The organism is Algoriphagus limi, assembly GCF_024919275.1.
Classification (GTDB): Bacteria; Bacteroidota; Bacteroidia; order Cytophagales; family Cyclobacteriaceae; genus Algoriphagus; species Algoriphagus limi.
Map to the genome: position 1 here is coordinate 525,630 of NZ_JANWGH010000002.1, position 12,795 is coordinate 538,424.

At 40.6% G+C, this 12,795-nt stretch carries 11 protein-coding genes; 8 read left to right on the forward strand and 3 right to left on the reverse strand.

What is annotated here, in order from left to right; all coding sequences use genetic code 11:
• Nucleotides 1-11 precede the first annotated feature (11 nt).
• The 5 genes from NY014_RS10650 to NY014_RS10670 all read left to right on the forward strand — a co-directional run bounded on the left by NY014_RS10650 (nucleotide 12) and on the right by NY014_RS10670 (nucleotide 4,412).
• The gene (locus NY014_RS10650; protein ID WP_259414569.1) at nucleotides 12-1,334 is read left to right on the forward strand and encodes an erythromycin esterase family protein; all 1,323 of its coding nucleotides are present in this window, start codon (nucleotides 12-14) and stop codon (nucleotides 1,332-1,334) included.
• A 130-nt stretch (nucleotides 1,335-1,464) separates the two neighbouring features.
• On the forward strand, nucleotides 1,465-2,286 hold the full coding sequence (locus NY014_RS10655) for a helix-turn-helix domain-containing protein (protein WP_259414570.1): 822 nt from the start codon (nucleotides 1,465-1,467) through the stop codon (nucleotides 2,284-2,286).
• Between the two features lie 127 nt (nucleotides 2,287-2,413).
• Nucleotides 2,414-2,962, forward strand: a complete 549-nt coding sequence (locus tag NY014_RS10660) for a carboxymuconolactone decarboxylase family protein (protein WP_259414571.1) — start codon at nucleotides 2,414-2,416, stop codon at nucleotides 2,960-2,962.
• A 37-nt stretch (nucleotides 2,963-2,999) separates the two neighbouring features.
• Entirely contained in the window at nucleotides 3,000-3,440 is a 441-nt protein-coding gene (locus tag NY014_RS10665) for an OsmC family protein (protein WP_259414572.1), read from the forward strand.
• A gap of 78 nt (nucleotides 3,441-3,518) precedes the next feature.
• Nucleotides 3,519-4,412, forward strand: coding sequence for an anti-sigma factor (locus tag NY014_RS10670; RefSeq protein WP_259414573.1), 894 nt, complete (start codon nucleotides 3,519-3,521; stop codon nucleotides 4,410-4,412).
• Nucleotides 4,413-4,827: 415 nt separating this feature from the next.
• Here NY014_RS10670 and NY014_RS10675 read toward each other — a convergent pair whose 3' ends face one another.
• Nucleotides 4,828-7,200: an OmpA family protein gene (locus NY014_RS10675; protein WP_259414574.1), complete on the reverse strand. Its 2,373-nt coding sequence runs from the start codon at nucleotides 7,198-7,200 to the stop codon at nucleotides 4,828-4,830.
• 4 nt (nucleotides 7,201-7,204) lie between these two features.
• Entirely contained in the window at nucleotides 7,205-8,374 is a 1,170-nt protein-coding gene (locus NY014_RS10680) for a hypothetical protein (RefSeq protein ID WP_259414575.1), read from the reverse strand.
• Between the two features lie 328 nt (nucleotides 8,375-8,702).
• On the opposite strand from NY014_RS10680, the gene NY014_RS10685 reads away from it, so the two are divergent.
• Together NY014_RS10685 and NY014_RS10690 are read left to right on the forward strand one after the other, a co-directional pair.
• Nucleotides 8,703-9,185, forward strand: a complete 483-nt coding sequence (locus NY014_RS10685) for a DUF4188 domain-containing protein (protein ID WP_259414576.1) — start codon at nucleotides 8,703-8,705, stop codon at nucleotides 9,183-9,185.
• A gap of 81 nt (nucleotides 9,186-9,266) precedes the next feature.
• On the forward strand, nucleotides 9,267-9,686 hold the full coding sequence (locus NY014_RS10690) for a hypothetical protein (RefSeq protein ID WP_259414577.1): 420 nt from the start codon (nucleotides 9,267-9,269) through the stop codon (nucleotides 9,684-9,686).
• Nucleotides 9,687-9,708: 22 nt separating this feature from the next.
• Here NY014_RS10690 and NY014_RS10695 read toward each other — a convergent pair whose 3' ends face one another.
• Nucleotides 9,709-11,583, reverse strand: coding sequence for an outer membrane protein assembly factor BamB family protein (locus NY014_RS10695; RefSeq protein WP_259414578.1), 1,875 nt, complete (start codon nucleotides 11,581-11,583; stop codon nucleotides 9,709-9,711).
• Between the two features lie 197 nt (nucleotides 11,584-11,780).
• Here NY014_RS10695 and NY014_RS10700 point away from each other — a divergent pair, with 197 nt between their 5' ends.
• Entirely contained in the window at nucleotides 11,781-12,686 is a 906-nt protein-coding gene (locus NY014_RS10700; protein WP_259414579.1) for an NAD-dependent epimerase/dehydratase family protein, read from the forward strand.
• Nucleotides 12,687-12,795 lie beyond the last annotated feature (109 nt).

A 12,795-nucleotide genomic window follows, 5' to 3' on the forward strand; every position in this document is an offset into this window, starting at 1 on the left:
TTTAACCCCTTATGAGCAGAAAATTTATTTGGGCAACAATTTTTCTATTTTGCCTCCTAGCTTCCAGGCTCCAAGCGCAGGATGAAGCAGTGATTGATTGGATCAACCAGTATGCGATAGAAATAGAAAGTGCCGATCCAGACTCCCAACCGCTCAACTTCCATAAAAAGGTCCCCAGAAAATTTAGCGAAGCTCAAGTATTTGGTTTTGGAGAAGCTACCCATCAGGGGAAAGAGTTTTTCAATCTTAAAGCGCAGTTTTTTAAATATTTGGTGGAGAACCAGGGAGTCAGAGCTTTTTTGTTAGAAGACTCCTATCCAGCTGAGGCAGGAATCAATGAGTGGATTAGCGGAGGAAGAGGCGATGCCACTACGATTGAACAGGAATTTAGCATTGGAGCTTGGCATGCAAAAGAAGTAGTCAATCTCCTGGAATGGATAAGGAATTATAATATCCAAAAGCCCAAGGAAGAGCAAATCCGTTTTTTTGGAATTGATATTCAAAGTGTAGAAGGCATCAATACAGAAATTCGGCGTTTTGTGGAAAATAATAAACTCCCCATCCGGGAAGAATTACTTCTTGCAGCTGATAGCTGTGCCAAGCCCCAATTTATGTATCAAAGGCCAGCTGCAAATTGGGCGTCTAGCCAAATTCCCAAATTGAAGGAAATTGAAAAAGGGATCGTAGACGCAAAATCAACATTCAATCCAAGTCAGCTTCAGGAGTCATATCAAATTCTAAGGGCTTTAAATTCCTTGATCAGCTACATTGAATTTGTGCAAAACCCTGTCAGCACAGTGAGGGATAAGGGCATGTTTGAAAATACAAGACGAATCCTTGAGTATGAAATCCCAAATAAAAAAGCCTTCATTTGGGCACATAATAATCATATCAACAACCTAGAAATTCCGCCCTATGGAAGCAATTGGATAAACTTGGGTGCCCATTTGAAAAGCTATTATCAAGATCGATATTATAGTGTAGGGTTTGATTTTGGGAGTGGTACATTACCCGGATATGTTGCCAAAAAGAATGAATGGGAGCTTTTTTCCATCAGCAAGCCGTTTAAGGACACCTATGCTAAAACTTTGATTCAGGCAGCATATGATATCTATTTTGTGGATATGGAAGAGGCACTTCGGAGTGAAGCAGCGCCGTTTTTTAAGTCAAGAAAAAAACAGTTCATCACAGGTGGCCCAGGGTTTACCTCCAAAAAACGCTCTTTGATTGAGGCCAACTTTTCGGAAATGTATGATGGTTTGATTTTTCTAAAGAAAGTCTCACCAACCTATTCCTTCTCCAACCTGACTCAAGTAAAAAGTATTCGGGAATGAGGTCGAAAATAAACATATTCAAAAGTATAAGATTTGTCATTTGATCGAGAAAATAGCATTTTATTCAGTCTCAATTAAACAAAAGCTTTATGGGATTCTGTTATAATCAAAAAAGCATAATTTGTTTGAAATGAAATTTATTGGAAATAATAATCAATATCTGGAGATAAGCGCATTGAATGCTATCAATAGCCAATTGATAAAAAATTCATCACCGAGTGACCTCCTAGTATTATGGTTTCTGGAAGATGATAATCAATTAATCATAGACAATATAGACTATACTTTTAATTCCAATGATCTCGTTTTCTTGACGGAATTCCACAAAATAGGAGTTAAAAAGTTCACCAAAGCAAAACTGCTACGATGGAATAAATATTTCTATTGCATCATCAACCATGATAGTGAAGTGGGCTGTAAAGGAATTTTGTTTTACGGTGCCGTAGGACTTCCAAGCATCCATCTATCCCAGCAAAATCTAGATGTTTTTTCGACTGTCTGGAAAATGTTGGAGCAAGAGATGGTTTCTAAGGATAGCCTGCAGGAAGAAATGCTTCAGATGATGCTTAAGAGAATTTTAATTCTTTGCACCAGGATTTATAAGGAACAAAACGATTCATGGAAAACAAATACAAGAAATATTGACATCATCCGTGAATACCATTTTTTAGTGGAGCAACATTTTAAGGAGAAACACTCCGTTGCAGAATACGCCGATTTATTGCATAAATCCCCCAAGTCCCTATCAAATCTTTTCAAAAAGCTTGGAAGCAAGACTCCTCTTCAATTTATAAAAGACAGGAAAATGCTGGAGGCCAGAAGATTGCTTACTTATACAGATATGACAGTTTCAGAAATAGGGTATGAAATTGGCTTTTCAGATATCCAATCTTTTAGCCGTTTTTTTAAGAATGAGGAAGGTATGTCCCCCATTGACTTCAGAAAGAGGTAACTTTTAAGCACATCCCATTTGCTTAGGGAAAAATTGACAATAAGGAAGGAATTATAGCTTACACTAGGGGTTTAAAGCCCCCACATATTTGCATTGTAATTATTTGCTAACCACAAAAATCCATGCAATGCAAAATTTCAAACCTCCAAGAAGACATGAAGTTTCAGTCACAAATCAGGCTATTTTCGACAAACTTCAAAAGTCTTTGGGCTTTGTGCCTAACCTTTATGCCTACTATGCCAAAAACGATACGGCATTAGAAGATTACCTCGCCCTCCAAAACAGAAAGTCCACCTTGAAAGCGAGGGAACGAGAAGTTATTAACCTCGTGGTAAGTCAATTCAACGGATGCCGCTACTGTCTCTCCGCTCATACGGTAATCGGCAAAATGAATGGCTTTTCTGAAGATCAGATTTTCGATATCAGGGAAGGAAAAGCTCCTTTTGATTTTAAACTGAATGCCCTAGCGGAATTCACTCATTCGGTAATGAAAAATCGAGGAAAAGCATCTGAGTCTTCTAAAGAAAACTTCTTTGCGGCAGGTTATGACGAGGCAAACCTAATTGATGTTACCATGACTATTGGAGACAAAATCATCAGCAATTATCTCCACAATTTAACTGGGTTTGAAATTGATTTTCCCCTTGCTCCTGAATTAAAATTTCAATCTATCTAATCGGACAAGCTTTCTTTTTACCATTAAAAGAAAAAATATGGCAACAGAAATAAATCTAAAAAATCTGCCAGAAGGATTTCAAACTATAATTTCTAATGGCAAACACGCTATTCTGGGTGATGAGCCTATCAAAAGCAAGGGAACCGATCTGGGGTTTGCTCCTACAGAACTAGTCCTTGCAGGCCTAGGAATGTGCAAAGTCGCTACTATCCGGTATATAGCCAGATTGAAAGGATGGGAAATCAGGGATGTAAATGCGAGACTTTCCCAAGAAGTGAATCGGGGAGAAAACAAGAAACTCAGCACCCGAGTAAAGGTTCGGATTGATATTGAAGGAAATATCACTGAAGAACAAAGACAAGAGCTCTTAAGTCAAGCAGACAATTGCTATGTGCACCGATTGATTGAAAGCGATTGGCACATAGAAAATGCTACTGACTTGAATGAAGAAATTCAAAATGAATTGTTAACCGCTTGAATTTTCAAGTTTTTCACTCTGACTAGGCCTAAAAAGAGTTTAAACAAAGAGTAGGCACTTAACTTAAACTGATATAAAATGAAAAATGTAAGAATAATTTTCTCTTTAGTAATAGTTTCTATCTGGGGATTGGTAGGATGTAATGATGATGATGTTACACCTCCCCAAACAGGTATTTTGACACTTGATATTTCTGGTCTAGAAGATTTGGGCAGTAATTATGCCTATGAAGGTTGGATAATTGTCAATGGATCGGCCATTTCTGCCGGTATTTTTAATGTAGATGCAAATGGAAATTTGTCACAAAATTCGTTTGAACTGGACAGGGAAGATCTTGCAAACGCTTCTACCTATGTATTGACTATTGAACCAAGTCCTGATAATGATCCGGGACCAAGCGATGTACATATTTTAGCTGGTAACTTTTCCGGAAAGTCCGCATCTGTTACCATTGAACATTCAGCAGCAATTGGAACAGATTTCACCAATTCCACAGGAGAGTTTATTTTAGCTACACCAACAGACGGCGGATCCGATACGGACGAACTAAGCGGTGTGTGGTGGTTAAACCCTGCAAATGGTCCTGGTCCGGGCTTGAATTTGCCAACACTTCCCAATGGGTGGAAATATGAAGGTTGGGCAGTAGTCAATGGAACTCCGGTTTCAACAGGAACATTTACATCTGTCACAGGTGCTGATGAATTTAGTGGGTTTAGCGGAACGGCAAGTGGAGCCCCCCCTTTCCCGGGAGAAGATTTATTGATGAATGCCCCTTCTGGTTTGATCTTCCCAACAGATTTAAGTGGAGGTACTATTGTAATCTCCGTAGAACCAAGCCCAGACAATAGCCCCGCTCCATTTTTACTCAAGCCACTAGTGAGAATGCTTCCATCAGATGCATTAGACCATACATTATACCAAATGAGTAATAATGCAATTTCGACAAACCCTTCAGGAACAGTAAAAAGATAAGGCTACCCTAGCCGTAAATTGAATCCAAATCAGAAAAAGGCGCAGATGAGATCTACGCCTTTTTCATTTAAAGGGGTTCCAAATCTCTTTGGTCCATGTTTTAATTTTCTAGAAATAGCCAGGATTTGGACTTTCCTGGATTAGCTATTTAGGAGCATATACAGCCTTTATCTCATACAATTGAAAGAAATTCTTTGCCCTGCTTCAAATCATTAATGAATGAAAGCATCACTCAAGATGAAAAATTCAGTGATCCATTTAAAAAAGACTAGTGGTTTTTTAAAGCCCCTCCCATTTTATACTAGGAATTCTATCAATAAAAAAGGGAGGCCTTGGGTACAAAACCAAGACACTCCCTAAGATTAGTTGAATTTTAGAGTATTCTAGAAGTCAATAAGAGCTTCGTTTTCCTTTGCTAGGGAATCTGCCATTCTCTAAACCTTACTTCCACCTTACGATCCGAATCTACGGATCCTTTGCTTGCTCCTCTAATGATCAATCCGCCCACATCGGAACTTATTCTTGCGGGATCTATTCCTAGTGATATAAAGTGGTTTTTGACGGATTCCACCCGTTTTCCGGAAATTTGAAGGTTGTAACTCACGGTACCGGTATTATCCGCAAAGCCAATCAATTCTAGTCCCAGGTCTGGATTGGTATCCAAAATTTCCTTCACCTTCATCAGTTTCTCCTTCTCAGAATCTGCGATTTCGGTTTGATTGATTCCGAAAAAGACCTCCACCTTACTCTGATTCAAAAGAGCATGTGAGGTAGAAGGAACGGTGTTTTCAATGAACACTGTATCCGTGACAGTTTCAGGACTGATCGCAACCATTCGTTGTAAACTGTCAATCAAAATAGAATCCGCTTGAATCTGTGCCATTAATAAAGAATCCCTACGGGCTTGCTCTTCTTCCATTCTTCTATCACGGGAATTGGCAATCGCTGCTGTAGTCGCAGCAGTTCCTCCTACCAAAAGCGCATCCTTCAACAATTCATTGTTTTTCTTATCCAGCTTTTCCTGCTTTTTCCTGTTCTTCTCCAGCTTTTTCGCTGTTTTTTCATCTACAGCCTCAGTATTTATTAAGACCTCTTGGGGCTCCGTCTCTTGAGGTTCATAGCTTTGTTGCTCAGGAATTCTAGAGGCAAAAGCCATCATCATTGCCGAATCCCGTGTTGCTTGAGCTTGGAGCATTTCAGACCTGAACTCATCCATTTTTTCCTCAAATTCCTCTCGGGTCATCGTATCATCTGAAGCAGCTGTTCGAGTTCTAGCTGCCTGTTGGGTAGAGTCATTTATGGCAAGACTATCCAAATAAAGTTCTGTATTCCCTGAGGCTGAGTAAAGGATTTTAGAAACTTGACCTGGATAGATTAGCAGTTGCCGAACCATGGCAGCACTATCCAAATATTGGATTTGCTCATTTGCTTTCACCGCCTCGATAGAATCTAATTTGAAGGCCAATTGGGAATCTATAGAATTAAGGTTTGTCAATCGCTCCATGCTGGCGGATCGCTCACTTTCTAAACTAGTCAGGCGACTTTCCGTCACAGCTTCAGAAACCGTAGTATCTCTTTGTGCAAGAGCGATAGTCTCGTCGATTTGAGAAATTTCGCGCTGGGCACCAAGTAATTCCAGTTGGATTCCTTCCCGCTGACTTTCGATAGAATCCCGAATCAGATCCAATTGAGCTAAGGCTGCTGAATCTAGGGCGCTGCTGTCTCGTTGAAAGCCTTTTTGCTCCCAGCTTGGAAGCTGAATAACGGTGAAATAATTATTGGTAACCGGAGTTGGGGATACTCCATATGCCCTGATCGAATCCGCTTTTTCCATTTGCTTTTTCAGCAATTCATCAGGAACAAAAGTATATCGCTGACTAATTACCGGAGGCTGAAAACTTTCCTTGGTAGCACCCAAACTAAATTTGACTCCTATTCCATGGTAGATATACCAATCTCCTCTGCCATTTCTATTCCCTCTGTAGGGATTGTCAAAAGTGGGCACATTGGTACCGGGAAGAGCAGCATATTCTTGAAAATCATTGTCGTATTCCAGTCGGTAGACCCCTGACACATCATCCAAATAATCTGTGGCAGCCCTTTTGAAGTCAGATTGTGCAAAAATTTCTATACCTTTTGCCACCCGAATCCGAAAGCCTAAACCTAGGTTTGCATAAAGAGTTGCCCGCTTATACCCACCGGGAATTTCGGTTTCAATATCTCGTAGGTTCGTTTCAAAGGTACCGTCAGGAATCACATTTAGATTCTTGTAATTATATCGGTTTCCATTGGCATCCAATAAGTCCCCATACACATCAAAACTCTGCACACCCATGCCGAGCGTCAGATAAGGTGCAAAAATTGATTTACCGGAAAGCAACCAATTGTTATCAGGCTTGATGACAAAGGAAAGTCCGGCATCTATCAAATTAGTCTGAAAGTTCAGTGCCCGGTTAAAGTTTTCTCCTTCAGTGTAAAGTGTACCATCATTCTTGACAAAGCGATCCGAAGAACCAAACTGATAACTTCCTGCTGTGAACATCAAACCGATCGAATTCCCTAAAGCATATTCAATCGATGCTTGGTAGGATAAATTTTGGGAATAATTATCGTAGCGCTTATAAAGTTTGGTAAACTGATCAAAGTTCTTGACCCCTAAAGGCCGGATATCTCCAAAATAATTGGTGGTCCCGGCACTGAATCCAAACCTCCACTTGTATCCATACTGCTGCGAATAGATTGGAGAAACTAGCAAGAGGAAGGCGAAAATTGAAAACAGTTTTTTCATGATCTTACCTTTTATTTCCAAAGCCCAACCAAATTCTAAACTCAGCGCTCAGCCCGACATAGGGCTGAAATGCATTGACATTATTCCCGTCAATTTGCTCCGTTGTCAAGAAGGTTCCCCCAGCATTGAGCCTGATGAATCGGAAGAAATTATAACCCAAACCCACAAAAACCGGCCGGCTAAATGCTGGTCCGCTGATTCGCTCACCGATCGAGTTTTCCATGTTTCCAGAAAGAAAAATCCCAGTGCTGATAGACATATTGCTCATGAATCTTGCAAAGGTTCTATTACCTAAAGGAAAAGAGAAACCAACGTACGGACTGTAAACAAATTCCTGCTGAGGCAAATTTTTGGTCAGGGAGATTGCTCCATATCCCAGATTGATTGGGATAGAATTGGGTTTCTTTTCGGTAGGATAGTTCTGAAAAATCTTCTCATCTACCCTTGCCAGTAAATTGGTGCTGAGGTATTGATCCACTTCTGAAAAAATAATAGCCTCAAGTTCATCCAGATATTGTCTGGCATAAGCACCTCTCGCATTATCTGCCTCACTCAATCCCGAAACATTGAATTTGGCTTTTCCCATTTTAAGCTTTTTCCGTTGCTCGAGTTTTTTCCTAGTCAAATCAGAAAAACCAGGGAATTCAGCTCCATTTGGTAATTCAAAGTAATACGCTCCCGCATTTACGATTTGCTCCAAATTGGAAAGAATTTGCTCATCTGAATCTTCAAAATGAATTCCTCCTTTCCTGACTGTCGTAATAGTGCTCAAGTATGTGTCAAGATTGGATTGGATAAGCCGACGGACTTCCTCCACTTCTTCCTTTCCGGCCTTTTGATAAAAACCTATCTCAACATGATAGTCTTCATTAGATCGTAATGGATCATCTACCAAGGCTTGGAATGCGAGTTCTTTGTACCCAAAAGGTGCCTTCCAAAAGTAAACATCCTCCGATTTTACCGATTTCTTGGATTGGTAGATTTCTACTTTTACTAATTCAATCGTGCTTGGAATTGCTCCTCTGATGTAAAATTTTTCCTCTGCCGGAAGAGGCATACCTCCGTTTAGTTTGTTTTGGATAAGATCCAAATTGACCGTGGTAATGGCTTCTTGGCTCCAGCTAGTTTGAATAAAAATGCCTAAGGTCAAAAATAGGAATAGTTGTTTTTTCATACCCTTTCAATTTATTGTAAAATACAGGCTATTAATGATTAACTTCTTAAGTTAGTTAATGTTGAAAATCCCTCAATCTATAAAATATAATTTGATAATAGTTCCTAATTTGAAAGATAAATATTCAGCTAATAATTAAATATAAAATTAAGTTTTACTACAAAGTACTAATTAAAATGCTGTGAATTGTATTTAATCAGGATGTTTTTCAGACAATTATTTCAAGATGCCAAAAATTATCAAAGATGTCAAAATCTCCTTATCTTGATGATAATCAGTTTAATAGGTTCCTCATCTCTTCTTCAAATCTTTTTAAAACTTTCTCTTCATGGCAAAAACAATCAATCAACGCGTAACTGCAAAAATCGAAGGCGATTTTGTGGTCTTTCTGATCGGCATGCGGATCAATAAGTTTTGGAAACTTCATAAATGGATTCCGGTAGCTCAAGCAATGCCTAAAATGCTGAAGGAACTTTCAATGAATCCCGAAAGTGGCCTTCTTGGTTTTCAATTATTTGGCGGGATTCCTCCTGTGATCGTGCAGTATTGGAGATCCTTTGAGCATCTGGAAGCCTATGCCAAAGATCGCGAAAGCTCGCATTATCCAGCATGGCGGGATTTTAACAAGAAAATCAAAAGCAATGGAGATGTGGGGATTTGGCACGAAACCTACAAAGTCAATGCAGACGATTATGAATGCATTTATAACAATATGCCTAAATATGGATTGGGAAAAGTAGGTGAATTGATTCCAGCCACAGGAAAGCGAGAATCTGCTGCTGAAAGAATTTCAAGAAAAGATCATCAATGAAGGAATCTTAACAATTTAAAAACACAAAAAATAGAACCTGATTCACTTCGCAACGTACCTTGGAATTAAATGTATAAAAAGATGAAAATTTCAAGGCTACTATTTTTTCTGCCCTTTTTGATGGCTTTTCAATGCGGGGAGGAGATTTATTCAGATGATGACCTCTTATTGGAAACCGGAATCCTGAATTCTTGGGAATTATCAGAAGAGTCAATCAATGGTTCATCCGACCTACTCCCTAAATGCTGTAAATATTTTAATTTTTATCTGGATGGAGATTCCAATGATCTTGTGGGGAGATACACCTATCATGAAGACAATTCCGGGAACTTGGATGGCGTATTTATTCTAGACCCAAGCAAGCAGGAAATTATTTTTAAGGGGGATGACGGGACAGAAATCATGGCTTCCTATTCTATCAATGACGAGCAGAATTACTTGGTACTTTCCTACCAAGCTGGCCGAACTGAATTGGTGCAAGGATATAGAAAAGTGGATTAGGATTTTCAACCATATATGCCTCTCAGTTTCCCTTCACCTTAAAAGCCAATAAGACATTCCCTGGCATTTCTCCAAACATGCTGTAGCCTGAATTAACGTAAAGCATCCCGTCGGCCACTACCGGCCCCGGGCCATCAATTGATCCTCCCATTCCTTTTTGTCCATTGACGGTTTCGTATTCACGTACCGTATCAAACTCCCATAAAACTGTTCCATCCTGAGAAGAATAGGCTCGAATAAAACCATTCAAATCCCCCTCGAAGACAACTCCGGGAATTAGCGTTGGCGCAGCGGAATTAGACTGTTGGCAGTTTCTTCGTGGACCCTCAGAACATGGAGGTGGAGCAGTTTTCCAAACCTGCTCTCCTGTTTGAAGATTGAGTGCATATATCCCCGGCGTAGGCCCCAAACTTGGATCACTCGGATCCAGCGCAAAAACATTATCGGAGTTGGCAGCATAGACTAAATTTCCATCGGTTGCCATACCCCAGTGAATTCCTCCCAGGGCACCCCCTTTTCCTATTCGGCTTTGCCAAAGCACTTCTCCAGTCTCCGGCAAAAGAGCATGAACAACTCCTGATTTTTGCCCCGCAACTAGCATATCTCGTTGGTTTATCGAGTCATAAACTAATATGGGAGCCATACCAAAATCCACATCCGGACCAGTAGGCGTAGGACAATTAGGATTATCCGGGCAGGATAAATTCCAGGTATCATTGGCAGTTGCCTGCCAATTCCATACAAGCTCTCCAGTTTTCAGATCCAAGGCCTGAATTGCATCGCTCGTATTCGTAGGAGGAAAAGTATAATTTTCCCCTGTCCCAATGTATAGCAATCCTCTTTCGACATCCACCGTAGGACTTGCCCAAACTGGGGCACCTGAAGGTCCATAAGAAGGATATCCATTTTCCTTTTTACCAACTTCCCTAGCTTCCTCTGCAATCACCCGATGTTTCCAGATTTCTTCGCCGGTTTTTGCATTCAAAGCAGTTACTCCGCCAGAAGAAGTACAGCAAGCATATTCGGGATTTTGGGATGAAATGACTTCAAAAGAGGTAATGGGAACATAGACAATGTCATCATAAACGGCCACAGAACCAGTAACCGCAGATAATGGGTGATGCGCAGCACGGCTTTTCCAAATCAATTCTCCCGTTCTAATATCCACGGAATAGGTATTGGTAGCATAGTCTGCAAAATAGGCAGTCAATTGGTCGTCTTGAACAGTATAACTTATCGCTCCTCGAATCGCTGCATCAGCCTGAAACGTCCAACCAATCTGACCGGTGTATCTATTCAATGCATATACTTCTCCAAATTGGCTTCCCACGATCATCCATTTTCCAATGATGGCGGGCTTACTTCTCACGATGGAGGAATTTGGAAAGGCAAAAGCCCATTCAAGCTCAAGAGAGGAAACATTCTCAGGAGTTATCCCTGCCTGAGAAGCAGTTCTAAAACCAGAACCTTTCAGGTCGCCTCCCCAACCTGAGTGATTATACTGAGCATCAAGGTCTTCTGCTGAGATTTCGAAGTCGGTATAAGCTGATTCAGGAATTTCCACCTTTACTAATTTCTGATTGGTCAGGTATTGTGCAACTGCCTCTCGCTCCTCAGCAGTGAGCTGTTCTGCCTGAACTCGCATTTTTCCCATATTTAGAGCTGCCAAAATCGCATGGGGAGACATTCCCGATAAGAGGCCCTGAGCAGGTGCCATGGTTGTGTTTCCTTCGGTATGACAAGCCGCACAGAACGTTTGGTAGGTCTTTTCACCCAACTTGAGGACCTCTTTTGGTACGGGACCATTAGTCAATAATGCTGTGGAATCACCACTGGGATTAGTGCAAGCAAAAGCAACAACAATGAATAGGGCGGGAAAAGCAAAAAACTTCTTCATGGGCTTAGAGGTTGATTTTGAAAGGGCTAAAAGGGAAGGCTGACTGAATCAAGTTAGGTAAAAAATATGGGAATTATAGTTTACGAATCCAGAGCTAAACATTTGAGGAACCCATCCAACAGGCTTTTATTAAAATCCTCTTGGATTCCTAAAGGGTATTTCTTACCTCGTCATTGAATTAAATCTTCACCCAAGTCATGAAAAAAATGCGCATTTTCTTTACTGGAGGATCTGGAAAAGCCGGAAAGCATGTTATCCCTTATTTGCTTAAGCAGGGGCATCGAGTGATGAATGTAGACCTGACTCCTTTGGATTATCCGGGAGTGGATAATATCGCCGCTGACATTACCGATTCGGGTCAAATGTTCAATGCCTTGAGCATGTATGCAGGTTTTGATGAGCTAGAACCTGGAACTGGAGTTCCCAAATTTGATGCGGTTGTTCACTTTGCGGCAGTTCCTAGAATTCTGATCAAACCGGATAATGAAACCTTCCGGGTTAACACCATCGGAACCTATAATGTGATTGAAGCTGCTGTGAAGTTGGGGATCAAGAAGATCATCATTGCCTCTTCGGAAACGACTTATGGGATTTGCTTTTCGGATGGACAAACAAATCCAAAATACCTCCCCTTGGATGAGGAATATGATGTAGACCCAATGGATAGTTATGGATTATCCAAAGTGGTCAATGAACATACGGCTAGAAGTTTTCAGCGAAGATCGGGAGTAGATATTTACGCCCTACGAATTGGAAATGTGATTGAGCCTCACGAATACGCCGAACTTTTTCCACACTATTTTAAGCATCCGGAAGTTCGTCGAAGAAATGCTTTTTGCTACATCGATGCCCGTGATCTTGGACAAATCGTGGATTTATGTCTAAAAAAAGACGGTTTGGGTTTTCAGATTTTTAATGCCGGAAATGACCATAATGGGGCGGTTATCCCAAGTAAAGAATTAGCAGAGCGATTTTTCCCGGGAGTACCTCTCACCCGCGAACTTGAAGAACATGAGGCCCTTTTTTCCAATCGCAAAATCCGCGAAGTCCTTGGCTTCAGAGAGCAGCATAATTGGAGAAATTATGTGGATTGGAAGGAGTAAAAATGATAAAAATGGTTAAAGCCATTCTTGGTTGTATCGTCTAATATCTATTCCCCGGGTTAAAATCCGGGGCTATTTACAATATAGAAAATCTCTTTAGGAACAATAA